A 24,120-nucleotide genomic window follows, 5' to 3' on the forward strand; every position below is an offset into this window, starting at 1 on the left:
GATATAGGTCCCGGCTCTGCGAAGCAGCGTTTCACGCTGCATCGCGTCCGGGACACGAAACCGAAAGGGAGAAAAACACAATGGGACTGCTCGACGGCAAGGTTGCCATCATCACCGGTGCAGGCGGCGGGCTCGGTGAGGCCTACGCAAAGCTGTTCGCGCGCGAGGGTGCGGCGGTCGTGGTCAACGACCTCGGTGGTCCCCGCGACGGTTCCGGCGCCGACGTGTCGATGGCGCAGAAGGTGGTCAATGCGATCAAGGAGGAGGGCGGCCGGGCGGTCGCCAACGGTTCCGACATTTCGACCATCGCAGGCGGACAATCTGTGTTCGACGACGCCATCAAGAATTTCGGCCGCGCCGATATTCTGGTCAACAACGCCGGCATCCTGCTCGACGAGACTTTTGCCAAGGCGAAAGAGGCCAACTGGGACAGGGTGATTAAGGTGCATCTCAAGGGTACCTTCTGCTGCACCCAGCCGGTGTTCAAATGGATGCGCGAAAACGGCGGCGGCGTCATCGTCAACACGTCCTCGACCTCGGGCCTGATCGGCAATTTCGGCCAGACCAATTATGGCGCCGCCAAGGGCGGTATCTGGGGACTGTCGAACGTGCTGGCGATCGAGGGCCGCAAATACAACATCCGGATCTGGACGCTGGCCCCGGGCGCACTGACCCGCATGACCGCAGACCTGCCGCGCTATAAGGAGAACCCCGGCGCGGCGCTGGGCCCGGACGGCATCGCGCCGGCCGTGCTATACATGGTCAGCGACTTGTCGGGCGACCAGACCGGCAAGGTGCTCGGCGTCTCCGGCCCGCGCGGCGTGCGGGAGATGCGGATGATGGAAATGGAAGGCTGGACGCCGCCGTTTACGGGGTGGAAGGCTGAGGATATCGTAACCCACGCCGAGGAAATCTTCTTCTCCGAGGAGGATATCAAGAAGTCGGCGCGCCGATTCAAGTAAATGTCGTTCCGGGGTGGTCCGAAGGACCAGACCGCAGATGCGCAATTGCGCATCGGGAATCTCGAGATTCCGGGTTCGATGCTCTGCATCGCCCCGGAATGACCCAAGAGGATAGACGCCAAATGACCAAACTCACCGCCCAGGCCGCCGGCACTTTTGCGATCGCACCGACGCCGTTCCACGACGACGGCCGCATCGACGAGAAATCGATCGACCGGCTGACCGACTTCTACGCCGAAGTCGGCTGCGACGGCGTCACGGTGCTCGGCATTCTGGGCGAGGCGCCGAAGCTCGACGCTGCCGAGGCCGAGCAGGTGGCGGTTCGCTTCGTCAAGCGCGCCAAGAACATGCAGATCATCGTCGGCGTCTCGGCGCCGGGATTTGCCAGCATGCGCTCGCTGGCGAAGGCGTCGATGGATGCGGGAGCAGCCGGCGTGATGATCGCGCCGCCGCCGCACCTGCGTACCGACGACCAGATCACGGGCTATTTCAAGCAGGCGCAGGAAGCGATCGGCGACGACATTCCCTGGGTGCTGCAGGATTATCCGCTGACACTCAACGTCATCTTCACGCCGGCCGTGATCCGCAAGATCGTGATGGACTCGCCGTCCTGCGTGATGCTCAAGCACGAGGACTGGCCGGGCCTGGAAAAGATCACAACGCTACGCGGCTATCAGAAAGACGGCTCGCTGCGGCCGCTCTCCATTCTGGTCGGCAATGGCGGGCTGTTCCTCGATTTCGAAATGGAGCGCGGCGCCGACGGCGCCATGACCGGCTATGCCTTCCCGGAACTGTTGATCGACGTCGTCAAACTGTCGAAGGCCGGCAAGCGCGACGCCGCGCACGACCTGTTCGACGCGCATCTGCCGCTGATCCGCTACGAGCAGCAGCCCGGCGCCGGCCTGTCGGTGCGCAAATACGTGCTGCAGAAGCGCGGCATCATTTCGTCCAGCGCGCAGCGCAAGCCCGGCGCGACCATCACGGCGACCGCAAAGGCCGAAGTCGAGTATCTGTTGTCGCGGGTCGCGCGCGTCGACCGCCGCGCCAATTTGCAACCGCAATCCAGCGCGGCGGGCTAGTCCAATGGCCGAAGCCGTCGCCCCGCGTCCCGCATCCACCATCCTGCTGCTGCGCGACAGCGCTGACGCCAAGGAGATCGAGGTCTTCATGATGGTCCGCCATTATGAGATCGACTTCAATTCCGGTGCGCTGGTGTTTCCCGGCGGCAGTGTCGACAAGGGCGACAAGGAAATCATCGCGACACCGGAACTGTATTCGGGCGGCGAGGGGCTCGACGAGGCCACGCTGAGCTTCCGCATCGCTGCGATCCGGGAAACCTTTGAGGAAAGCGGTATCCTGCTGGCGCGGCCGAAGGGGTCGAAAACGCTGGTCGATGCCAAACGCGCCGGCGAGATCGAAGCGGCGCATCGCGCCGATCTCTGCGACGGCAAGATCAGCTTCCTCAAAGTGCTGACCGACAACGGCATGGTGCTGGCGCTCGACGAACTCGTGCCCTATGCGCACTGGATCACGCCGGAGGGCATGCCCAAGCGGTTCGACACCTGGTTCTTCCTCGCCGCCGCGCCGCCCGAACAGGTCGGCGCCCATGACGGCAAGGAATCCACCGATTCGATCTGGGTGTCGCCGCGCGAGGCGCTGGAGGGCGGCGAGAGCGGTCGCTTCAAGCTGCCGTTCCCCACCACGCGCAATCTGATCAAGCTCGGCAAGCAGGCGAGCGTGCAGGCGGCGATGGATGACAGCCGTGGCAAGCCCGTCGTCACCGTGACGCCGGTCATGACCAAGACCAACAACGGCCGCCAACTCCGCATCCCGCTTGAGGCGGGCTACGACGGCGACGTATTCGAGGTCGGCTCGGTCGGCTGACGCGTCCGACGCGGGCCGCGGCGAAAGCTGCGCTCACACTTCGGCGTATAACGAAGTATCGAAGGGCGTCCGGCTGTAATGTCCGTCCCGGAATTCATCGAGACCGGGAAACACGGACATGGGCGAAAGCCATCCTCAGCGCGCCAGCATGGCGACCGAACTGGCGCTGCTGCTCGCGCTCGCGACGCTCTGGGGCGCGTCCTACACCTTCATCCGGATCGGGGTCGCGACCATCCCACCGATCACCTTGATCGCGTGCCGCACCCTGATTGCCGGATTGCTGCTGCTGGCCATCATGCGCTGGCGCGGCGTGAGAATGCCCGTGGATGCCACGACCTGGCGACGCTTCCTGTTCCAGGCCTGCCTCAACAGCGTCATTCCGTGGATCATGGTCGCCTGGGGCGCGCAGGCGCTGGATGCGGGGGTGGCAACCATCCTCAACTCCACGGCGCCGATATTCACGTTTTTCCTGACGCTCGCCATCACGCGCCACGAGGCCGTGACGTCACGGAAGTTGCTCGGCGTCCTCGCCGGGATGGCCGGCATCTGCCTGATCGTCGGGGTGCAGGCTCTGTCCGGCTTCGGCGAGCAACTGACGGCCCAGATCGCGATGGTGCTTGCCGCCATCTGCTACGCGGGCGCCGCCATCCTCGGCCGGGGATTCAGGGATCTCGATCCGATGGTGCCCGCGGCGGGATCGCTGCTGTGCGGCGCGGCGCTCCTGATTCCCGTGAGCCTGGTACTGGAGCGGCCGTGGACACTGCAGCCGTCGACCGGTTCGATGCTGGCGCTGCTCGCGCTCGCGGTGTTCTCCACCGCACTCGCCTTCGTGATCTATTTTCGCCTGATCCGGACCCTGGGATCGGTCGGCACCACGGCGCAGGCCTATTTGCGCGTGCCGATCGGCGTCGCGGTGGGCGTGGTTTTCCTCGGAGAGCAGTTGAGTTCGACCGCCTGGATCGGGCTCGCCTGTGTTGTGGTCGGTGTCGCCGCGATGACGATTCCGGCGCGAAAGGCGAGCCCGATCGGGGAGGCTGCCTGAACGGGCTTCACGTAAGAAAGGCATCGACCAGCGTCTGATCCTGGTCGTAGACCCAGCATTCGGAAAGCAGTCCGTCGCGCACGGTGTATACCAGCAAGCGCTCGACCTCTGCCGTCCTGCCGTCGCGCTCGAAGCGCTCGCGGACCAGCAGCGCGCCGCGTTTGGGTCCGGCCATGACGTCGACGATCGCGAGCAGCCGGCGATTGGTGCGCCTTGTGACCTCGGCCAGGATGCCGAGCGCGGCGGCCTTGCCCCTGTGGTTGCCGGCCAGCGGGTTGCGGCCGAAGTAACGCAGCGTGAAGTCGTCATGATAGCAGGCGGCGAGCGCCGGACGGTCGCCGGCGAGCCAGGCGTTCGCGTAACGGCTGACGGCTAGTCGTGTGCGCTCAATCGCTGCTTGGTGCTCGATTTCAGACCGGTTATTTGCCATCGTTGTCAATCTCAGGGATCGTTGCCATCCCTGACGTTAGATCCACCTGACAATCCGGGCTTTCAAGAACTGGCTATGCACGCAATGGCGGCAGCGAAACTGATCGGATGGGGCGGCCGGGTGCTTTACCTGGGCCCGGCCTTCGGGCTGACGCCGCACCGGAATGCGACCGCCGTCCTTGCCGTCGGCCTCGATGCGCCGCTCGAGGTCGCCGACGATCCGGCGGATCGCGCGACGGATTATCGTGCAGCCCGAAGCGTGCTGATCCTGCCGAACAGCCTGCACCATTTGCGCATCGAACGGGGCCGGATGGCGTTCCTCTATGTCGATCCGTTGGGGCGCGACCTCAAGGCGTTGCTCGCGCGGATGACGGACGCAACGCCGCGGGCCGCCTTCGACCTGAGAGAAGAGTCCGACGTGATCGAAATCATGACCGGCCTGGCCGAAAGCCGGATGGCGGCGCAGGATGGACGCGCGTCGCTCGGCGAACTGCTGGGTGTGGGGACGCGCGGGAAAACCAACGCGCGCATCGCCGCAGCACTACAGCATATGCGGGACGAACCACAGCGGGCCCACCGGCTGACGACCCTGGCGACGCGCGCCGGCCTGTCGCCGTCCCGTTTCCTTCATCTGTTCAAGGCGGAGACGGGAGTGCCGCTGCGGCGCTACCGCATCTGGAACCGGATGGGCGCGGCGGTACGCGCCAGCGGCGAGGGCGCCTCCCTGACGGAAGCGGCCCACGCCGCCGGCTTTGCCAGTTCGGCGCATTTTTCCAGCGCATTTCGCGACATGTTCGGCATGATGCCGTCGGACGTGGCGAGGGCGCTGAGGCCGGGGGCGGCCCAAGTGTGAAAGGGCTGTGTGACCGGGTCGCGATCCGTTCGGCCCCGAGCAATCCGGCTTGTATACCGCCATTAACCACCGGCCGGCATGTTCCCCACGGCCCGAAATACATCGTATATTGCGCCCGATAGGAGCCCGGCCCGACCAACATGACCGCCGAAACGCCGCCGAATTCGCTGCCGCCGCGATCGTTCTCGCTTTCGATCGGCCAACTGACATTCGGCAGTTTCATGCTGGTGCTGGCGGTGATCATCATCACCTCGACCGCCAGCGTCATCGCCATCCGCCACATCGATTCGACCTTTGCCGAGTTGCAGCGGCTGCAGAGCGTCGGTGACCTCGCCGAGGACATCGATCGCCGCATGAACGAATTGCGGCTCGCCGCGCGGGATTTCGTCACCGACCCCGGCACCCAGTCGGTCCAGGTCGGGGAGGCCGCAAGCTCGCTCAACGAGATCCTGAAGAAGACCCGGCTGGAACTTGCTCCCGAGCAGCAGGACATGATCGACGGCGTCAGCGAGCGCCTGACGACCTACCGCAACGGCATCGAGCGGATTTCCGCGCTGATCAGCCGTCGCGCCGAAATGATCGTTGCGCTGCCGCCCCTGCGCGAAAAGTTCGACGCCGCGATCGCCGACACGCCCGATCCGCATGTTGCGTCGGCATTGTTCCAGAGCCAGAGCCGGATCGCTTCGGCGCTGCTGGCGCGTAATCCATCCGCTGCCGAAAATGCCGCAGAGGGCATGCGCTCGATGACCATTACGGAGCCGAAACTTCGCGCGGCTGTTGATGGTTATGCCGACGCGATTATCGGCATATCGAGGCGCGAACGGCAGATATCTGACATCGACAAGGAAGTGCTGGGTGCGGAGGGCCGCCTGATCCAGCGCGTGACGGAATTATTGCGCGAGGTCAGTGAGCGGCGGGGGCGCGTTCTCTCCCGCGATTTTGCGAGGACGCTCGCCGAAGCCAAGTGGCAGAGCATCGTGCTCGGCACCGCCGGCGTGTTGATCGGGCTCTTTGCCTCGCTGCTGGTGGTTCGCCGCACCGTGCGTCCGCTTGCCGCGATCGCAAATTCGATTCGCGCGGTGGCCCGTGGCGAAAAGAGCGCCTCGATCCCGGCAACCGACGTGGACAATGAGATCGGCGACATTGCCCGCGCGGCCGAGGTGTTCCGCCAAACGCTGGTCGACGCCGACGCGGCGCGCGAGGCGGCGGTGCGCGCGCTCGCCGAACAGCGGCTTGCCGAGGAAAGTTACCGCAAGCTGTTCGAGTCCTCGGTCGACGGAATCTACGTCACGACGCCCGGCGGCGCGCTGCTCAACGCCAACCCGGCGCTGGCGCGGATGATGGGCTATGCCACGCCGCAGGATCTGATCAACGGCATCGGCGACATCGCGGATACGGTCTACGTCCGTCCCGAGGCGCGGGCGGAATATGAGCGGCTGATGCAGCGCGACAGCATGGTCCGTGAGTATGAGTACCAGGTTCAGACGCGCAACGGCTCGGTGCTTTGGCTCTCCGACAGCGCGAGCGCCGTGCACAACGAGGCGGGCGTCATCATCCGCTACGAGGGAACGGTGCGCGACATCACCGACCAGAAGCGCGCCGAGGATGCGATCGCCGAAGGCCGCCGCTTGCTGCAAATGGTGATCGACACCGTGCCGGCGGTCATCAACGTCAAGGACAAGGAGCTCCGCTACGTCCTGATGAACCGCTATATGGCCGGCATTTTCGGGGTCGAGCCGGGGTATGCGATCGGCCGCACCACCGCCGATCTGATGTCGCGTTACGGAGCCGAAAAGACCAGCGAGCCTGACAAGCGGGTGCTGGCGGCCGGCAAGGAGCTCGGCTTCTACGAAGAGGAGTACAAAGATGCGTCCGGCCATATGCGGCAATGGCTGGTCAACAAGCTGCCGATCCTGGATGCGGCCGGCGAGATCGAGAACATCGTCACCGTTGCGCTCGACATCGGCGAGCGCAAGCGCGTCGAATTCGAAATGCGCAAGGCCAAGGATTCGGCGGAGGGGGCGCTGCGGAACTTGCGCGAGACGCAGAATTCGCTGATCGAAGCTGAAAAACTCGCCGCGTTGGGCCGGCTGGTGGCCGGCGTGGCCCACGAGGTCAACAACCCCGTCGGCATCAGCCTGACGGTTGCGTCCGCGCTAGAGCGCAAGACGTCGAACTTTACGGCCGAGGTCGCCCGTGGCGAACTGCGGCGCTCCAGCCTGAACGATTTTCTCGAGACCAGCCGCGATGCGTCGTCGCAGCTCGTCGCCAACCTCAACCGCGCCGCCGAGCTGATCCAGTCGTTCAAGCAGGTCGCCGCCGACCGCAACTATTCGGACCAGCGCTCTTTCGATCTCGGCGATCTCACCGAGCAGGTGGTGATGAGCCTGCGGCCGGGCCTTCGCAAACACAACCTGACGCTCAATGTCGAGTGCCAGCCCAATCTGATGATGAACAGTTATCCCGGGCCGTACGGACAGGTGCTGACCAACCTGTTCCTCAATTCGGTGGCGCATGCGTTCCCGGACGGCAAGCCCGGCACGGTCGATATCCAGGTGCGCGAGTCCGGCAAGGACAATGTCGAGATCATCTTTTCCGATAACGGTATCGGCATGAGCCTCGACGTCCGCCGCCGCGCCTTCGATCCGTTTTTCACCACGCGGCGCGACCAGGGCGGCACCGGACTTGGCCTGCACATTGTCTACAGCATCGTGACGACGCGCCTGGGCGGCCGGCTTGATCTCGATTCCCAGCCCGGCGGCGGCACGCGCATCCAGATGATCCTGCCGCGCACAGCGCCGCTGGAACAGGCGGCAGAGTAGACGGGCCCCGGCACGTCATCGCCCGCCTTGTGCGCAAGTGCGCACAGGAGCGGGCGACCAGTATTCCAGAGACGTTCGTGCTTGAGCCGAGAAAGCCCGGCGTACTGGATGCCCCGCTTGAAGCGGGGCATGACAGCGGACGCTAATTGATATCCGCCAGCTTGTGCAGGGTGGCGCCGAAGATCTGGCTCGCTTTGCCGACGAGCGCGGTTCCATTCATGCTGCCGCGGGTGTCGGTGAAGGTTCCGGATACGCCGATGCCGACCGGATTGGGCCCGCCGAACAGCGGATTGTCATTGTCGCGCGGGGTGGTGTGGCGCTGTACCAGGACCTCGCCTTTGAAGGTATCGCCCTTCACGGTGTAGCTGCCGGTATAAAACAGATAGGCGTCGCCGCCGAGAATCTGGCCATCCCGGAACAGAATGACGCCGCTGCCCTTGCCGGTGCGCCCATCCAGCAGGGTGACGTGGATCGAATAGAGCCCGTTCTTCATGACGTCCCAGATGACGGCCGCCGCGCCCAAGGAAGCCGGTCAAGGGGTTATGCCAAAGCGTAGCATGCACCGTCAACGCGTCAGGTTGACTGCCAATTCCCGTACAGGAAGCAAACTCGAAACGTGCCACTCCGACGTGATGCGGGGGTGACTCGCGACTCAACTTGGCCCGCGAAATGCATGGCTCGGTTTGGCACCGGCCGGCGGGTGCTGGAGCAAGAGAAACAGGTGACCAACTGGATGAATTCCGGCGGCCACGTGCCGCGCCCATACGCAGAGAATAGCAACCGTGAAACTACGGGCCGTCACCGTGCGGGCCGTTGGTCGTTGATGATCGGTGCGATGTTGCTGATGTTGCCGCTGGCTGCGGATCCCGGCGATGCCCGCGATCCCGACGGCCGCTATGCCAACTCGCCGCTGAAGCAGTGGTTCGACAGTCTCAAGAGCGGGAAGGGACCATGCTGTTCCGACGCAGACGGCAGCGCCGTCAGCGACGTGGATTGGGAATCGAAAAGCGGGCATTACCGCGTTCGCATCGACGGCGAGTGGCACGACGTGCCCGAGGATGCCGTCATCACCGAGCCGAACCGGGTAGGCCGAACCATGGTCTGGCCGATCCGCGGTTATCAAGGATTGAGCATCCGCTGCTTCATGCCGGGCAGCATGACCTAACGCGCAAGCGACCGTTATACGTTGTCGTCATTGCGAGCCAACGGGTCGCGCGAATGCGCGCCCGATGACAGGCTCCGCGAAGCAATCCATCTCTCCGCACGGGGATGGATGGATTGCTTCGTCGCTTTGCTCCCTTGCGCAAACGCTTCGCGTTTGTCGCAGGCAATGACAGGGAAAGGGGAAGTTCTGGCACGCCCGACCGAAGACGCGTCAGGCGTATTTCTTGTCGCGCTCCAGGAGTTCGATCGAAATGCCCTGTGGTCCGCGGATGAAGCAGATGCGCACGCCGGGCCGGATGGTGGTCGGCTCCTTCGTGAACTCGACGCCCTTGGCCTTGATCTCGGCGGCGACCACGTCGATGTCTTTCACGGTCAGGCCGAAATGGTCGAGGCCCTGATAGGGCGTCGCCGGCGGGGTGTTGACGCCGTCGCCGGCCGTGACGGGTGCGATGAACACATTGGCGCCGCCGAGTTTGACGTCGATCCGCCCGGGGCCACGGACGATCTCGCCGCCCAGAATGTCTTCCAGCCAGGCTGCGGTCGCTTCGGGATCAGGGCTGCGCAGATGAACATGATCCCAAGTAACTGCCCAATCGACGGTCGGCATTTCGGTCTCCCATTATTGTTGTTGCGGCGCTCGAGGCCGGTTGCGGCGCGGCCAATGTAGCCGCCGCGCATCCGCAATTCCATCCCGGTTGCGGCGCCGCCGCAATATTGTCGAGGTGGGATGAAACCATTTCTGCCCTGGGTGATTATTTTCGGGCGGCGGGATCCGTACAGCGGCGGTCGTGACAGAAGCCGTACGGGAAACGCCCGTAAGGCTTTTTTCGTGCGCGGTACGGCAATCGCCGGTGCTGCCGGGTGAGGGCACGGCTATGACAATCGCCGGGTGGTCGTTCGGAAAGTCCGAAGCACGGCTCGCCGTGCTGCCGGCCATCGCCATCGCTGGCTGCGCCATATGGTTGATGCTCCCGCAAGCAAGCGATGCCGAGAGTCATTCGACGGCGACTGAAGTCACCCGCGTTACGCAGGATACATCCCGCACGGACGACACGGCCGGGACACAGGCGACCTTGCAGAGCCCGGCGCCCACCGATGCCAACCCGGCCGCCGCTCCTCTCGACATCGCGCCGCCGGAAATGGTGGAGCCCGCCAAGTCGCCACTCGACGGCCTGAAAATTATCTCGCAGTCGTGGCGAAGGGGCGGGCTCGGCTCGAAGGCGCTGGTGACCTTCACACTCCGCAACGCCAATGACTACGCGGTGAAGGATATCGAGATCGCCTGCAAGTTCGCCCGCCGGGACGGCAGCCATCTGACCGACCGCAGGCGTATCATTCCCGATACCGTGAACATGAAGAGCCGGAAGCGCTACGCCGGCATGCTGGTCGGGTTCGTCAACGTCAACGCAAATAAGGCGAAATGTTCCGTAGTGACGGCCAGCCGCATTTAACCCTTGCGCGCTCAAACGCGCATCCGCACCCGAAAATGTGATCGCCCCCTTTGAACCTTGCCGGCGGGGCAGGAACTAACTGGTGTATCGCCCGTTAGGCGATTGAACCGCGCACTACTCGCGCGGGGGGAGCGAGACCAATGCCCGTAGCGCGTTATTTCCTGTTTGTCGGCGGAGTGTTGCTCGCGCTGTTGTTGGCGATCGATGCGTTCGTCCCACAGCAGACCGTAGTGGCCAGCCAGGCCGCCTCTTCGGTCGACAAGACCGTCGTACGTATTCGCTCCGACCAAAAGCCGCCGGAGCGGGTGGTTTACGACACCAGCCTTCCGACCATTGTCCCGCCGCCGGCCGTTACGGCCCAGGCTGCTGCTGCGCCTGCCGCGGCTCCTGCCTCGGCCGATGCCACCGCCCAGGCCCGCGTCCGGGAGACGTTTGCCCAGTTCGTGCCGGCAGAGGCGAAGAAGCCCGAGCAGGGGCAGCGCAAACGCAAGATCGCCAAGCCCCGTCCGGCGGCGCCGATGCAGTTCGCGCAGCCGCAAATGCGGGTCGCACAGCAGTCGCAATTCGGCTTTTTCGGTGGTCCGAGATGGACCTGGTAGCGCACCGCCTGATCTAGAACCTTTTCCGTTTCGATGAAATCGAAACGGGTCTCTAGATTCATATTTGACGCGTTTTCTTGACGCGAACCGGCTTCCACTTCGCTCGAAAACGCTCTAGCGCGGCAGCTTCGGAATCTTGTCCGCAAAACCGTTGAAACAGGTCAGCCGCTCGTCTTCTTCCTTCAGGAAGCGGCAGTCAGCAACGCCTTTCGCCGCCGGCGCCTTCGGCTTGGGCTGCGGCGCATAAATGGCGTCGTAGCAATTCAGGCGTTCCTTGGTCGCATCGTCGATGTCCTGGCAGGCCTGCAGCTTCTGGGCGGGGGACAGAGGCTTTTCCTTCTTGCCCGCCTCTGATTTCTTCGAGCCGACCACAACCAGCGGTTTGTCGCCGACGGTCGGAGGGCTGGCGGGGGCGGCCCCCTGAGCCAGCGCCGCCGCGGGATACAGGATCGCCAGCGTCAGGATGATCTTTTTCATGTCGAAATGTCCGAATTGCCGTAAGCCGAACGAGCGCGCCTGGAGAGACCAAAGCTCCCGACCTTCGGAATCGAAATCCCGCCTGCGCACCTGCGTTCTCTAGCATCATCCCCAAGCGTCTGTCTAACCTGTTGATTTAATGGCCATTCAATTGAGCCTGCGACGGGCCTGGAGAGCGTTGGCCGGGCCTTGTTTGACGTCCTGGTTACCTAGGGGGGCGGCGGCTTGTGGCCGGCACACCCCAGCTCCACCTTTGTGGTCTAGTGGGCGCGTCTCCGGCAGTGGTCGGAGCATTTCGCTTGGCCCGCAGGGAGAGCATCATGTCCGATCCGCAACGCCGGGAGTTTTTGGCCGCCGCCGGCATCGCCTCGCTGGCAGCGCTGGGTGGAACCCAGCCGGCCGCCGGCGGCGATCCGAGTTTCATGAACAATGTTCCGGACCCAACGCTCGCGGGTAAGGATCTGCCGACCTTCAAATTCGCGCTGGAGAAGTCGGAGGGCAAGGTCATCGGCCACAGTTACGGCAAGGAGGCGACCGTCGCACAACTGCCGATCTCCAAGGGGATCGCCGGCGTCTCGATGCGGCTTGAGCCCGGCGCGATGCGCGAACTGCACTGGCATGCCACCGCGGCCGAATGGGCGTTCGTTCTTGAGGGCCGCGTCCGCACCACCGTCGTCGACCCAGGCGGCCTCGCCGAGACCAACGATTTCGACCCCGGCGACGTCTGGTACTTCCCGCGCGGCCACGGCCACATGCTGCAATGCCTCGGCGACAAGCCCTGTCACTTCATCCTGATCTTCGACAACGGCTACTTCTCCGAACTCGGTACCTTCAGCATCACCGACTGGGTCGGACATACGCCGCCGGCGCTGCTGGCCAAGAATTTCGGCCTGCCGGAAGCTGTGTTTGCAACATTCCCGAAGGAGGAAGTGTATTTTGCGCGCGGCAAACCGCCGCCTGCCGAGCCATCGGTGCCGCTGCAGGGCTGGAAGCTGCCGCCGGAAACACACAAGTACCGCCTGCTGGCGCAGCCGCCGCATGCGGCCTATCGGGGCGGCCGCGAGTGGCGCGTCGATTCCAGCCGCTTTCCGATTGCGAAGACGATCACGGGCGTCGTGCTCGATCTCGATCCCGGCGCGCTGCGGACGCTGCACTGGCATCCGAACGCCGACGAGTGGCAGTACGTCGTCGAGGGCGAGGTGAGCGTCACCCTGTTCGGCTCTCATGGCCGCTACCGGATCGAGCGATTGCAGAGGGGCGACGTCGGCTACATCCCGCAAGGCTACGGCCACTCGATCGAGAATGTCGGCGGCGGATCTGCGCGCGTCCTGATCGGATTCAATGCCGGGATCTACGAGACCATCGACCTGTCGCAATGGATCGCGGCAAATCCCAAGGACGTGCTCGCCACGAACTTCGGTCAGCCGGCGGAAGTTTTTGGAAAATTCCCGGATCGCGACGTGTTCATCGCCGGCAAGGATGGAACCTAATAGGAGAGGGCCGCCAGGCGCGCATTAAAACGACCCAATCCTGTCTGCCTGCTGTTGGGCAGGGCTAGCGCAGACGATAGGCATCAAATGCATGCGCGAGGAAAATGCCGATGCTGACGAAAATGAGGAATGCTGTCACGACTTCGGTCATAACCTTCCTCCCTGTATTGCCATGCCGGAAAGGGCACGCTTGATAAATCCGCGATAAATGAGGTTCAGGACCGATACCAACATGATCTAACCCCGTCGTTTGACACGACAACATGGTAGGGGGCCTTTGTTTCCAGAGGACTTCGCGGCGAATCGAAATGGTTTCGTCGCGCCGCCCGCAGATCACGGAATCGCGACGGAACCGGAACAACGGATTGCCATCGTCCGCCCTTTTCTCGCCATCCTAGTTCAGGAGACCTGCGGGGCGCGCTCTGCGAACGCCGTGTTCCCAAAGGTCCTGTGTGATCGTCCAACATTTACTGCAAAACGAGACTTCTGCTTCCCGCCGCGCGTTCCTGCGCGGGATTGTGTCTTCCGCCAGCGTGCTTGCGCTCGGCGGGTGCGCGAGCCTGGGCGCGACGGGCGCGCGTTACGACGCTTCGTCGCTTACTGCAGAACCGACATTGGTCGTCGCAACCACGCGCAAGCCGGTGAACGGCGGGCGGGCGAAACCCTGGTTCGGGCCGGAGCGCGCGACACGGATGACCGTCGCCCGGGCGAAGCTGGTGCCGCCCGACGAGAGTCGTTTCTCGCTCGCCGCAGCCGGTATTGGCGACTGGCGTCTTGATGGGGTCGAGCCGGTGTCGGGCGAGGTCAGCGATCTTCTCGCTCAGGGCAGCGGCGACGTCCTGATCTACGTGCACGGTTTCAAGCAGACGTTCGAGACGGCGGCGCTCGATGCCGCGCATCTTGCTGACGGCATCAGGTTCCGCGGCCAGACGATGGTCTTCTCATGGCCGTCCAAGGCGGGACTGTTCGATTATGCCTATGATCGCGAAAGTGCGATGTGGTCCCGCGATGGCTTCGAACGTGTGCTTCAATCCGTCGTCACGACTCCCGGCACCGCCCGCGTTCACATCGTCGCGCACAGCATGGGCACCATGCTGACGCTCGAAAGCCTGCGCCAGCTCTATGCGCGAAATGGCGACGCCGTTGCAGACAAGATTGGGGCGGTGGTGTTTGCCTCACCTGACATCGACATGGACGTATTCTCGTCGGCGGTTGTTCGCATCGGTCCCATCGGCCGCAAGATCACCGTCGTCACCGCGACGAACGACCGCGCGCTGGCGTTGTCGGGGCGAATAGCCGGCGGGATGACACGGGTCGGCGCCGCCGAGAAGGCTGCCATTGAGCAGCTCGGGGTGCGCGTCATCGACGCGTCCGACGCGGGCTGGGGCGTCATCAACCACGATTTGTTCCTGTCCAATGCAGAGGTGCGGCGGGTGATACGCCGTTCGATCGATACTTCAGCCGCGTAAAGGGGATATTGCGAAGCCATTTTCGACGCATTAGCGAACCGTTAACCAGCCGCGCAGCGCGGTGGAACCGGCAGGGCATCGATTTTAAGGTATTTGCGGCACGATCAATGAGGTTGGGTCTTTTTTGGCTGCCTCATGAACAATATTGCAAAGTTATTTCGAATCGATGCCGAGAATCACGAATTGATGGGCGCGCAGCTCGCCGCGTTTTCGCGGCAGGTCCCGTTGCTGTATTTTATCCTGAGCGTGAATTCGATTGCGTTGGCGTTTACCCATCTGGACATTGCGCCGCTAAGCTTGACCGTCGCGTTTCCTGGCTTTCTGGTCGGGGCGTGCGCGATCCGTTGCCTGATCTGGCTGCGCCGCCGCGACGGCGTGGTCGAGCCGAAGGCCGCAGCCCGCACCCTGCGGGCGACCGTGCTGCTGGGCGGCGCACTGGGATTTGCATTCCTGACGTGGGCGCTCAGTCTGTTTCCGTATGGCGACACCTCCCGCCACGGCCATATCCTGTTCTTCGTCGGCATCACGGTCGTCAGCTGCATCTTCTGCCTGATGCATGTGCGCCCGGCGGCGCTGATCCTGACCGGCACGGTGATCGCACCTTTCGTGGTGTTTCTGCTTGCGAGCGGCGACGTGGTTCATATCGCCATTGGATTGAACCTGTTCCTGGTCACGGTCGCGATGATCTACATCCTGATCATCTGCTCCGGGCAGTTCGCCGCCATGGTCAATGGCCAGGTGGAGACCAGGCGTCTCAGCAACGAGAACTTCCGTCTCGCCAATGTCGACAGCCTCACCGATCTGCCCAACCGGCGCCAGTTCTTCCACCGGCTGTCGGACCTCGCAGAACAGGCGAGAACGGCAAACCACAGGTTCGTCGTCGGCGTGCTCGATCTCGACGGCTTCAAGGCGGTCAACGATCTCTACGGACACGGGGTCGGCGATCGGGTGCTGAAGGAAACCGGCCAGCGCCTCCTGGAGCTTTCCGACGACACGCAATTCATCGCGCGCCTCGGCGGCGACGAGTTCGGAATCATCGTCGATGCGGACCTCGATCCCGAGGCCGTTCTTGCGGTCGGCTCGAAAGTCTGCTCCGTCTTCGACGCGCCGTTTTCCGTCGCCGGGATCGTCGCCAAGATCGGCGGCTCGGTGGGATTTGCACTTGCACCGGATGCCGGCACGACGGCGGAACTGCTCTACGAGCGCGCCGACTACGCGCTCTACCACGCCAAGGCAAGATACCGCGGCCGGCCGGTGATCTTCTCCAGGGAACACGAAGTCGAAATCCGCAAGCTCAGCACCATTGAACACACATTGCGGCGGATCGATCTCGACGCAGAACTGTCGTTGCACTATCAGCCGATCGTCAATGTCGGAACGGCGCGGCTGGTCGGCTTCGAAGCGCTCGCGCGATGGCATAATCCCGAGCTCGGTGATGTCGCTCCCGACGTTTTCATTTCGGTCGCGGAGCGCACCGAATTGATCGGGACGATCACGCAGGTCCTGTTGCGCAAGGCGCTGGCCGCCGCCCACTCCTGGCCGGACGATATCTTCCTGTCCTTCAATCTGTCGATGCGCGACCTGATCTCGCAAGTCACCATCCTGCAGACCGTGGCCCTCATCGAAAGCAGCGGCATCGATCCTCGCCGCATCATCATCGAGGTCACCGAGACGGCGTTGATGCAGGATTACGAGCAGGTGCAGGATTCGCTCAGGATTTTGCGATCGATGGGATTGAAGGTGGCGCTCGACGATTTCGGATCGGGGCAGTCCAGCCTGTGTCCATCAATTGTCGCTGGACAAGATCAAGATCGATCGGGGTTTCATTCGCAATATCGCGACACAGGAGAACGCCCGCAACATCGTCAAGACGGTGATCGACCTGTGCCGCAACCTGAAATTCGACTGCGTGGTCGAAGGCGTGGAAACGGCAGAGCAGGTCGAGATCATCAACCGTCTCGGTTGCTCGACGATGCAGGGATACTTCTTTGCCAAGCCGATGCCGCAGAGCGAGGTCGAGACCTTCATCGCCAACTACCGCGTATCGGATCATCCGCGAATGGCCGCGGCCGGGTGAGTTCGATCAACGCCTGATGTCGCAGCTCCGTTGCCGTTCAGTACAGCGGGCTAGCACCGCAACATCATGGCGACAGCCTGTCATCGATCGCGCGGCCGTCGCAATGTCACCACGCCGTCACCCTTAATGTCGCCAAATTGACGGAACACTTATTCGTGGCCGGCACGGTGGTGCCCAGCCTCGCCTCGAACTGCTCAACGCTTGAACTGCTTAACGTCCGAAAACGCCGACCGGTTGTCGGCGCGCGATGCTTTGCGGCTAGATCGGTGAGACGCGGGCGAAGTCCAGTGCACGCCGGCGATCTAAATTATTCAGTTGTTACAGAGGAATGAAAGTTATGCGTCAAGCAACATCGAAGGCCGCGGCAGGTTCGAGCGCGAACCGCCGACCGGTGCTGTCACTCGCGGCGGGCATAGCCTTGCTCGCGGGCGTCACCACGGCTCACGCGCAGAGCACGGGCATCGCCGCCTGTGACGACTTCCTGACCAAATACGACGCCTGCGTCGTCTCCAAGGTCCCCGAGGCACAGCGCGCGATGTACAAGACGCAGATCGACCAGACGCGCAAGGCGTGGGTCGACATGGCCAAGAATCCGTCGGCGAAGGCGACCATGGAATCGACCTGCAAGCAGACCCTGGATGCGACGAAGGCCTCGCTCACGTCCTTTGGCTGCTCGTTCTGACCGGCGCCTGCGCCGCTGAAAAGGAGTGGCGCCGCGTGGGCGCCATTCCCTGGCGGTGGCCGGGGCGAGACGGGAGCGGTCCGACAATGCCGGCGAGGCACTCTTCCGGAACTTTGGCCGAAACGACGTGTGTAGCGCCGGCGTGGGATTCACAATCAAGCGGCGCGCCTTCGAGGCGCGGTCTGCAAACTTCTCTTTATGCCGATTAACTACTTGTTAACCATAACGCCCCAGCATTGCCCCTCTAAAGAGAGCCGCCACGGGCGTTAGTCCGAAGGCGCAATTGATCGTTCATCTTGGGGGCGAGCCGAGGCTCGTGGGGCTCCAAGGAGTAACGTCATGCCGTCACCTGGCGTAAAACACGAAGCAAGTTTGCTTTCTGAATTCGTTCCGGCGATTTTCGGCGCACTTGGTTTGGGTGTTCCGATTGCGGTTGCGATCATCTGGATTTGTTCCTGATCGGTGCCCGCTTGTTTTCTGACGGCGCTCGTCTGTGAGGGGCGTGGCGGACCACGATCCATGGCGCTGTTCGTTCGCGGCGTTCCCATGCTGCCGCAGCACTGCGCGTGGCCCTCAAGTCGCGGACGCGATCATTCCGACCCTCATATCCTTGGCGAGATATACGCATGCGTCGTCGGCAAACACGCTGCCGTTTGCAATGCCAACAGCCAGTTTGCCGCGCCTTACCTGGCGCATACTGACCTCGTAGCGCACGCGCTTGATGTCTGGCTTGATGTCTCCCCGGAACTTGACCTCGCCGACGCCGACGGCGCGGCCCTTTCCCGGTGAACCCGACCAGCCAAGCCAATAGCCGACGATCTGCCACATGGCATCCAGACCCAGACATCCCGGCATCACGGGATCGCCGAGAAAGTGACAGTCAAAAAACCAGAGGCGAGGGGTGATATCCAGCTCAGCGATGACGTGACCCTTGCCGAATTCGCCGCCGTCCAGGCTGATTTCGGTGATGCGGTCTATCATCAGCATGGGCGGTGCCGGCAGCTGGGCATTGCCCGGGCCGAAATAGCCGCCTTCGCTGGATTTGAGCAGATCCTCCTTTGTGTAGGACGATTGCGCAGTGTGAAAGTCGCGAGGGTTGGACAAGACAAACTCCTTCGGTGTTTGGCTGGCGGTTGCGCGACGTCAGGCGACTTTGTCGCGACCGTTTTTTTCGATGCCGGCGCCGGCAGTCAGGCGCAGGGCTCCGGCCATGAAGGCCCAGATTTCGTCCGTGAGTTTCTCCGGATCGGGTCGTTGTTCGCTCATCAGGGCAGCGAGAAGGGCCTGGCGAATTCCGCCGATCATCAGCGCAATGGTGAGATGGGGATCGATGTGATCGGGAACGAAGCCGTCGCGCTGCGCCGCCTCGATCATGCGTGCGCCACCAGCGAGCTGTTTGTTGGTGAAAGCCCGCTCGACATCGAGGACTTCGGGCGCCCGGCTCAAGGCGCCGATGACAAGGGGAGCGAAGGGGTGGTCGTAGTGGAAGGCGATATAGGATGCTATTCGCCGTCTCTCTCTCTGTCCGCCCAGCTTTCCGAGGGCCTGCACACGTCGTTGAAAACCTCTTCATCGATGCGGCTATAGAACGCTTCAACAACGGTAGCGATCAGACCTGCCTTCGATCCGAAGTGGTGATAGGCCAGCCCGACCGAAACCCGCGCCCGCTTCGCGACGGCCTGCATTTCCAGATGCCCGTGACTCTGGATGAGCTCCTTTTCGGCCGCTCGGATTAATCTCTCTCGTGTCGTGATCGTTGCGGTCATGCTCGATCCGGGCGGTGAATTGAATTCAATTCAATCTCGTTGCGAGCCGGGATTCAAGTCAAAAGTTTCCTGGAGACCATGACGTGTCCCGGTGATGCGCACGCTTTGGAGCCTGAGCGACCTAACTTGACGCAACGTTTTGCGAGGACTTTGCCGGAAGCAAAACCAGAGCGGCGACCATCGCGACCAGCGCGGCGAATGCCGCCAGGGTGAATGGTGTAGCAAACGCCACTGCCGCTTCGGTCGTCCCCAGCGTCGCTCCTAACGCGGCAATGCTGATGGCAAAGCCGGATTGGCGCACGATCATTGTCACAGCCGAGGCCATGCCGGCCTGCGTGGGCGGTGCGAGCGCCAAAACGACGTTCCCTATCTGCGGATTCGCCAGCGCGGCTCCGACGCCAATCGTCAGCATTCCGGCGATCGTTGCTGCAAGGCGCATCGCAGGGCTGGCGGAGAGGGTGGCCAACACCAGAAACAGGTCTCCTATGGCGAGGATGCCGAACGCAACGATGAAGAAACGCCGCCATCCCCATCGTGTCACAAAGCGGCCGCCTGACAGCGGCACCAGCAGCATCGGCAGTGTCGCCGCCAGCAGCGCTACCCCGGCCACTTCGATGCTCACGAGCAGCCCGGCGCTCAGGAACAGGGGCAAATAGACCAGCACGGCCCAGTAACCAAACTGGATGGCGGTCAACAACGCGCCGACCCCTGTCATCGCCGACGTTGCGAACACCCGGGGATCAAGCACCGGACGCGGACTGCGCCATTGCTGCAAGACGAACACGAACGCCGCCGCAGCGCTGGCGACGAGGCAGCCGGCTCTTAACGCCAATGACGCGTCGCGTCGCAAGAGTGCATCGATTGCCAGGCCCAGCGATATCGTCAGCAGCGCGACACCCAGAGGGTCGAGTGGACGCCCGTTCGGGTCATTCGTCTCGGCAACGACCCGTGGCACGGCGAGAGCCAGCGCCAGGCAGAACGGGACGTTGGCGTAAAAGATCCAACGCCAACCAACCCACGAGGCGAGCAAGCCGCCCAAGGTCGGGCCCAAGGCCATGGCAACACCGGAAATCACGCCGATGATGCCGAACGCCCGCGCCCGCTGACCATAGTCTGGAAACGCACCGGCGACGAGTGCAATTGCACCCGTGACCATGAAGGCTGCACCGACCCCCTGCACGACCCGCGCAGTCAGGAGCAGCGGGCCGCTGGTCGCCAAGCCACAGGCGATTGAAGCCATGAGAAACACGGCATTGCCGGCCAACATGGCGCGGCGGCGACCGAAGCGATCTGCAAGCGCGCCTGATGCAAGGAGAGCGCCCGTGAAGGCAAGGCTGTACGCGTCGATGACCCAGGCGGCACCGGCGACGGCAAAGCCAAGGTCCTTGGCGATGGCGGGCATGGCGACCACGACCGCCGTCACGTCGAACAGCGTCAGGAACGTGCCGAGACCAAGCGCGAGCGTGATCAGGTTCGATCGCCCTTGCGCTACCTCGGATGCGCGATTGTGTATGCCGTCCCCCTTATGGCAGGGATCTAGGGTAGGTCAGAGATCAGCGGCCCGCTCGACTTCGGTGGCCGCCTCGGCCGTGGAAGTCTTCCATGCCGATAGCTTCGTATGCGCCAGTCCTACTGACAGCGTGGTGTCAGCAGGATTTGAAGCGACGCCTCGAGTCGTCCGAGTGTCCGGTCGGCGGTGGACCGAGGGCAAGCGGCTACCGCCGCAGACCATCTGCGGGCCACGGTGGAACGGTCGACACTGCCAAGGCTCCAGGTCAGTTTGTCATACGGAAGGCCTGATCAGCCGTACGGGCCGACTGATCCCGATCGAGGGCGTCGAAACCTTGTCGACCGCCGCCTTTTCCAATTCGATGCCGGGCAACTTCAGCTTGAGCAGCTGTGGCAGATAGGCAGCCGCAATCATGAACAAAAGTGAGGTGAAGGTAAGCCAGAAGTAGGCCCATTGGTCTTTGACCAAAGCATGTTCTGGGGACTTGCCGAACAACGAGCAGATGAAGGCCAGCTGCGCAAATAAGAATACGAGCACGCTCAAACAAAAGATGATGGTGGGGCCCAGCACCTCCACCAAAAACTCACCCCTGCGCTGGCGCTTGCGCTTGTTGATCTTCTCAATCGCCGCACGCGCTTTGCTGTCGTGGGGATCCGCCTCGTTGCATTTCCGAAAGTCGTATGATGCGACCTTGAGCGACGCGATCAACGTGTTCGGGGACGCACCGGCCTCGTAGGATTTCGTCCGGGCGTATCCGCGCGTATAGTATATTTTTGCGAGGTCGCTGTTCGACAAACGTTTTGAGCCCGATTCCTGGTTTCTGCCATACTTGAGGGCATTCGTGAGAAATTGCACAGCTATTTCGTATTGATCCGGATCGCCATCGTCCGCGAGTTCGATACAGACTTGCGCTGCCCCGCGCAATGCATCGATATTTCCCGGCGCGAACTTCAACACCTGCTCGAACTGAGCCTGGGCACTCTCGAATTGTTTCCATAGCAATAGCGCGTTTCCGAGATTGCTTTGCAAGGTCAAATCCCCCGGCTTTACTAGAAGTGCCTGCCGGAAGTGTTTCACGGCTTCGGAGTGCTCCCCGTTGTGGTAGCAGGCAAGGCCCCGCATCTCGGTTACTTGCGCGTGCTTCAACCTGGATCCGCGGCAGACCGACTCGGCGAGATCGAGCTGTTCCCTGGCCTCCGTCCAATCACAGGATTCGAGGTAAAGGGCTGCCAGGGTGAGGTGGGTCTGGAGTTCTGTGCCCTTGCCAAGTTGACGCTTAAGCAACTCACTCGCCCGAGGCATCAGGTAGTTCAATCGAGCATGGATTTCAGCAGGCTTCTTCGCATCCGACTTTGCCCATCTCTGGTTGAGAATGGCGCGTCCCGCCCATGCATCCGCGTTGTCGTTCTGATGTTCTAGAACCCGCTTATATAATTTGTCGGATTCCTCGTAGGACTCATTCTCTCCCAACGCGGCGGCAAAATAGACCGCTCTCTGCAAGCGTTCCGCGCCGCGCAGCTCGCCGTCGAGCAGGCGCTCATAGCATTGCCGCACCGACCGCCATTCCTTCCAACTTTCCTCATAACGACCAAGCCGGAACAACAAGTTTGACTTGGCATGACGCGGCAGCGGGTCGTCCTGGTCGAGCACAGATGCCTTATCGAATTGCGCGATCGCATCCTGGTATTGGCCGAGATCGGCGAGGCTGAGGCCGTAAAAGTAAACCGCCTGCGCATCGCCCTTGCTGATGTCCTGGGCGCAATCGAATTTTGTCTTCGCGTCCTCGAATTTCTCCTGCTCGCGAAGGGCCAATCCCCAATTCAACAAGGCATATTTCCGATCCTTGGACCCCTTCTTCTGCCACAGCTCGTCCGCCTGGCGGTATTGCTCGATCGCGTCGTCAAAGCGCCCCTGCGTCGCGCGCACCAAGCCAAAACTGTTGTAGGCGTCGGGGAACTCCGGATCGATGCCGATGGCCTGCTGGTACTTCTCGGCCGCCTGATCGTAGTGCTCCTGCGCACTCAGGGCCCATGCCCAACATAGCAAGGCATATTTCCGGCCCTTGGATTCCTTCTTCTGCCATAGCTCGTCCGCCTGGCGGTATTGCTCGATCGCGTCGTCAAAGTGCTCCTGCACCGCGCGCACCAAGCCAAACCGTATGTGGCCCCACGGGCCTTGCGGATCGAGGTCGATGGCCTCTCGGCACTTCTCGGCGGCCTGTTCATGGTGCTTCTGCGCGCTCAGGGCGTTCGCCCAGCTCCAGAGAGCGCGCTTACGGTCCTTGGATTCCTGCTTCTGCCACAGCTCGTCCGCCTGGCGGTATAGCTCGATCGCGTCGTCAAAGCGCTCCTGCGCCGCGCGCACCAAGCCAAAGCTGTTGTAGGCGTCGGGGAATTCCGGATCGATGCCGATGGCCTGCTGGCACTTCTCGGCGGCCTGTTCGTAGTGATCTTGCTCGCGAAGTGCGTCCGCCCAGTTGCACAGAGCGCGCTTACGGTCCTTGGATTCCTTCTTCTGCCACAACTCGTCCGCCCGGCGGTATAGCTCGATCGCGTCGTCAAAGCGCTCCTGCACCGCGCGCACCAAGCCAAAATTGTTGTAGGCGTCGGGGAATTCCGGATCGATGCCGATGGCCTGCTGGCACTTCTCGGCCGCCTGATCGTAGTGCTCCTGTAGGCGCAGGGCGTCCGCCCAGTTGCACAGAGCGCGCTTACGGTCTTTGGATTCCTGCTTCTGCCACAGCTCGTCCGCCCGGCGGTATAGCTCGATCGCGTCGTCAAAGCGCTCCTCGTCCGCGCGCACCAAGCCAAAGCTGTTGTAGGCGTCGGGGAATTCCGGATCGATGCCGATGGCCTGCTGGCATTTCTCGGCCGCCTGATCGTAATGTTCCTGTAGGCGCAGGGCGTCCGCCCAATTGCACAGAGTGCGCTTACGGTCCTTGGATTCCTTCTCCTGCCACAACGCGTTCGCCCGGCGGTATAGCTCGATCGCTTCGTCAAAGCGCCCCTGCGCCGCGCGCACCAAGCCAAAGCTGTTGTAGGCGTCGGGGAATTCTGGATCGATGCCGATGGCCTGCAGGCACTTCTCGGCTGCCTTATCGTAGTGCTCCTGTAGGCGCAGGGCGTCCGCCCAGTTGCACAGAGCGCGCTTACGGTCCTTGGACTTCTTCTTTTGCCAAAGCTCGTCTGCCTGGCGATATTCTTCGATTGCGTCGTCAAAGCGCTCCTGGTCCGCGAGCACGCGGCCACGGTTGTTGTGCGCACTTGCCTCGTTCAGATCGTCGGCCACGGATAGTGCCCTGCGATGGCTTCCGTAGCTTAACCCAAATTTCAACCGGAGGCAGCCCTTGTCGTATGGACAACCCTGTCGTGCAGCGTGTTATCGCGCCGCGGCAGCTCGCGCGGCCGTCGAGCCCAGAAGGGTGACAGTTCATTCCGGAGACA

At 62.7% G+C, this 24,120-nt stretch carries 21 protein-coding genes and 1 pseudogene; 13 read left to right on the forward strand and 9 right to left on the reverse strand.

Annotation, left to right across the window (positions count from 1 at the left end):
* Positions 1 to 80 precede the first annotated feature (80 nt).
* From KIP88_RS27525 to KIP88_RS27540, 4 genes are all read left to right on the forward strand, one after another.
* Positions 81 to 962, forward strand: a complete 882-nt coding sequence (locus tag KIP88_RS27525; protein WP_214491203.1) for an SDR family oxidoreductase — start codon at positions 81 to 83, stop codon at positions 960 to 962.
* A gap of 122 nt (positions 963 to 1,084) precedes the next feature.
* Entirely contained in the window at positions 1,085 to 2,041 is a 957-nt protein-coding gene (locus KIP88_RS27530; protein ID WP_214491204.1) for a dihydrodipicolinate synthase family protein, read from the forward strand.
* 4 nt (positions 2,042 to 2,045) lie between these two features.
* Positions 2,046 to 2,846: an NUDIX hydrolase gene (locus KIP88_RS27535; RefSeq protein ID WP_214491205.1), complete on the forward strand. Its 801-nt coding sequence runs from the start codon at positions 2,046 to 2,048 to the stop codon at positions 2,844 to 2,846.
* A gap of 118 nt (positions 2,847 to 2,964) precedes the next feature.
* Positions 2,965 to 3,888 carry a DMT family transporter gene (locus tag KIP88_RS27540; protein ID WP_214491206.1) on the forward strand — a complete coding sequence of 308 codons (924 nt, stop codon included), beginning with the start codon at positions 2,965 to 2,967 and terminating at the stop codon, positions 3,886 to 3,888.
* A 7-nt stretch (positions 3,889 to 3,895) separates the two neighbouring features.
* Here the strand turns inward: KIP88_RS27540 and KIP88_RS27545 are convergent, their stop codons facing one another.
* Positions 3,896 to 4,318 (reverse strand): nuclear transport factor 2 family protein, encoded by a 423-nt coding sequence (locus KIP88_RS27545; RefSeq protein ID WP_214491207.1) that lies wholly within the window; start codon positions 4,316 to 4,318, stop codon positions 3,896 to 3,898.
* Between the two features lie 84 nt (positions 4,319 to 4,402).
* Between KIP88_RS27545 and KIP88_RS27550 the strand changes: the two genes are divergently transcribed.
* Entirely contained in the window at positions 4,403 to 5,170 is a 768-nt protein-coding gene (locus KIP88_RS27550; RefSeq protein ID WP_249791054.1) for an AraC family transcriptional regulator, read from the forward strand.
* 140 nt (positions 5,171 to 5,310) lie between these two features.
* On the forward strand, positions 5,311 to 7,992 hold the full coding sequence (locus KIP88_RS27555) for a PAS domain S-box protein (protein WP_214491208.1): 2,682 nt from the start codon (positions 5,311 to 5,313) through the stop codon (positions 7,990 to 7,992).
* Positions 7,993 to 8,134: 142 nt separating this feature from the next.
* Here KIP88_RS27555 and KIP88_RS27560 read toward each other — a convergent pair whose 3' ends face one another.
* Entirely contained in the window at positions 8,135 to 8,485 is a 351-nt protein-coding gene (locus KIP88_RS27560; protein WP_057838711.1) for a GrlR family regulatory protein, read from the reverse strand.
* A gap of 228 nt (positions 8,486 to 8,713) precedes the next feature.
* Between KIP88_RS27560 and KIP88_RS27565 the strand changes: the two genes are divergently transcribed.
* Positions 8,714 to 9,157, forward strand: coding sequence for a hypothetical protein (locus KIP88_RS27565; protein WP_214491240.1), 444 nt, complete (start codon positions 8,714 to 8,716; stop codon positions 9,155 to 9,157).
* A 210-nt stretch (positions 9,158 to 9,367) separates the two neighbouring features.
* Here the strand turns inward: KIP88_RS27565 and KIP88_RS27570 are convergent, their stop codons facing one another.
* Entirely contained in the window at positions 9,368 to 9,763 is a 396-nt protein-coding gene (locus tag KIP88_RS27570; RefSeq protein ID WP_214491209.1) for a VOC family protein, read from the reverse strand.
* 268 nt (positions 9,764 to 10,031) lie between these two features.
* Between KIP88_RS27570 and KIP88_RS27575 the strand changes: the two genes are divergently transcribed.
* On the forward strand, positions 10,032 to 10,607 hold the full coding sequence (locus KIP88_RS27575; protein WP_214491210.1) for a hypothetical protein: 576 nt from the start codon (positions 10,032 to 10,034) through the stop codon (positions 10,605 to 10,607).
* A gap of 140 nt (positions 10,608 to 10,747) precedes the next feature.
* On the forward strand, positions 10,748 to 11,206 hold the full coding sequence (locus KIP88_RS27580) for a hypothetical protein (RefSeq protein WP_214491211.1): 459 nt from the start codon (positions 10,748 to 10,750) through the stop codon (positions 11,204 to 11,206).
* A 114-nt stretch (positions 11,207 to 11,320) separates the two neighbouring features.
* Here KIP88_RS27580 and KIP88_RS27585 read toward each other — a convergent pair whose 3' ends face one another.
* The gene (locus KIP88_RS27585) at positions 11,321 to 11,683 is read right to left on the reverse strand and encodes a hypothetical protein (protein WP_214491212.1); all 363 of its coding nucleotides are present in this window, start codon (positions 11,681 to 11,683) and stop codon (positions 11,321 to 11,323) included.
* Between the two features lie 320 nt (positions 11,684 to 12,003).
* Between KIP88_RS27585 and KIP88_RS27590 the strand changes: the two genes are divergently transcribed.
* From KIP88_RS27590 to KIP88_RS27605, 4 genes and pseudogenes are all read left to right on the forward strand, one after another.
* A complete protein-coding gene (locus KIP88_RS27590; RefSeq protein WP_214491213.1) occupies positions 12,004 to 13,173 on the forward strand; it encodes a cupin domain-containing protein in 1,170 nt (389 codons plus the stop codon).
* Positions 13,174 to 13,625: 452 nt separating this feature from the next.
* Positions 13,626 to 14,642: an alpha/beta hydrolase gene (locus KIP88_RS27595; RefSeq protein WP_214491214.1), complete on the forward strand. Its 1,017-nt coding sequence runs from the start codon at positions 13,626 to 13,628 to the stop codon at positions 14,640 to 14,642.
* A 723-nt stretch (positions 14,643 to 15,365) separates the two neighbouring features.
* Positions 15,366 to 16,719, forward strand: a pseudogene (locus KIP88_RS27600) (putative bifunctional diguanylate cyclase/phosphodiesterase).
* A 337-nt stretch (positions 16,720 to 17,056) separates the two neighbouring features.
* On the forward strand, positions 17,057 to 17,401 hold the full coding sequence (locus tag KIP88_RS27605) for a hypothetical protein (RefSeq protein WP_214491216.1): 345 nt from the start codon (positions 17,057 to 17,059) through the stop codon (positions 17,399 to 17,401).
* A gap of 573 nt (positions 17,402 to 17,974) precedes the next feature.
* Here the strand turns inward: KIP88_RS27605 and fabA are convergent.
* The 5 genes from fabA to KIP88_RS27630 all read right to left on the reverse strand — a co-directional run bounded on the left by fabA (position 17,975) and on the right by KIP88_RS27630 (position 23,965).
* On the reverse strand, positions 17,975 to 18,505 hold the full coding sequence (gene fabA / locus KIP88_RS27610) for a bifunctional 3-hydroxydecanoyl-ACP dehydratase/trans-2-decenoyl-ACP isomerase (protein ID WP_214491217.1): 531 nt from the start codon (positions 18,503 to 18,505) through the stop codon (positions 17,975 to 17,977).
* 39 nt (positions 18,506 to 18,544) lie between these two features.
* Positions 18,545 to 18,775, reverse strand: coding sequence for a hypothetical protein (locus tag KIP88_RS27615; protein ID WP_214491218.1), 231 nt, complete (start codon positions 18,773 to 18,775; stop codon positions 18,545 to 18,547).
* Positions 18,776 to 18,903: 128 nt separating this feature from the next.
* Positions 18,904 to 19,167, reverse strand: a complete 264-nt coding sequence (locus KIP88_RS27620) for a TetR/AcrR family transcriptional regulator (RefSeq protein ID WP_214491219.1) — start codon at positions 19,165 to 19,167, stop codon at positions 18,904 to 18,906.
* Positions 19,168 to 19,288: 121 nt separating this feature from the next.
* Entirely contained in the window at positions 19,289 to 20,680 is a 1,392-nt protein-coding gene (locus KIP88_RS27625; protein WP_308163651.1) for an MFS transporter, read from the reverse strand.
* 270 nt (positions 20,681 to 20,950) lie between these two features.
* The gene (locus KIP88_RS27630) at positions 20,951 to 23,965 is read right to left on the reverse strand and encodes a tetratricopeptide repeat protein (protein ID WP_214491220.1); all 3,015 of its coding nucleotides are present in this window, start codon (positions 23,963 to 23,965) and stop codon (positions 20,951 to 20,953) included.
* Between the last annotated feature and the right edge of the window lie 155 nt (positions 23,966 to 24,120).

Source organism: Bradyrhizobium sp. SRL28 (assembly GCF_018596315.1).
In the GTDB taxonomy this organism is placed as follows: domain Bacteria; phylum Pseudomonadota; class Alphaproteobacteria; order Rhizobiales; family Xanthobacteraceae; genus Bradyrhizobium.

Coding starts and splice junctions, on each gene's coding strand:
- KIP88_RS27525 (WP_214491203.1), top strand. CDS start 81: ATGGGACTGCTCGACGGCAAGGTTGCCATCATCACCGGTGCAGGCGGC.
- KIP88_RS27530 (WP_214491204.1), top strand. CDS start 1,085: ATGACCAAACTCACCGCCCAGGCCGCCGGCACTTTTGCGATCGCACCG.
- KIP88_RS27535 (WP_214491205.1), top strand. CDS start 2,046: ATGGCCGAAGCCGTCGCCCCGCGTCCCGCATCCACCATCCTGCTGCTG.
- KIP88_RS27540 (WP_214491206.1), top strand. CDS start 2,965: ATGGGCGAAAGCCATCCTCAGCGCGCCAGCATGGCGACCGAACTGGCG.
- KIP88_RS27545 (WP_214491207.1), bottom strand. CDS start 4,318: ATGGCAAATAACCGGTCTGAAATCGAGCACCAAGCAGCGATTGAGCGC.
- KIP88_RS27550 (WP_249791054.1), top strand. CDS start 4,403: ATGGCGGCAGCGAAACTGATCGGATGGGGCGGCCGGGTGCTTTACCTG.
- KIP88_RS27555 (WP_214491208.1), top strand. CDS start 5,311: ATGACCGCCGAAACGCCGCCGAATTCGCTGCCGCCGCGATCGTTCTCG.
- KIP88_RS27560 (WP_057838711.1), bottom strand. CDS start 8,485: ATGAAGAACGGGCTCTATTCGATCCACGTCACCCTGCTGGATGGGCGC.
- KIP88_RS27570 (WP_214491209.1), bottom strand. CDS start 9,763: ATGCCGACCGTCGATTGGGCAGTTACTTGGGATCATGTTCATCTGCGC.
- KIP88_RS27575 (WP_214491210.1), top strand. CDS start 10,032: ATGACAATCGCCGGGTGGTCGTTCGGAAAGTCCGAAGCACGGCTCGCC.
- KIP88_RS27580 (WP_214491211.1), top strand. CDS start 10,748: ATGCCCGTAGCGCGTTATTTCCTGTTTGTCGGCGGAGTGTTGCTCGCG.
- KIP88_RS27585 (WP_214491212.1), bottom strand. CDS start 11,683: ATGAAAAAGATCATCCTGACGCTGGCGATCCTGTATCCCGCGGCGGCG.
- KIP88_RS27590 (WP_214491213.1), top strand. CDS start 12,004: ATGTCCGATCCGCAACGCCGGGAGTTTTTGGCCGCCGCCGGCATCGCC.
- KIP88_RS27605 (WP_214491216.1), top strand. CDS start 17,057: ATGCGTCAAGCAACATCGAAGGCCGCGGCAGGTTCGAGCGCGAACCGC.
- KIP88_RS27615 (WP_214491218.1), bottom strand. CDS start 18,775: ATGATCGAGGCGGCGCAGCGCGACGGCTTCGTTCCCGATCACATCGAT.
- KIP88_RS27620 (WP_214491219.1), bottom strand. CDS start 19,167: ATGACCGCAACGATCACGACACGAGAGAGATTAATCCGAGCGGCCGAA.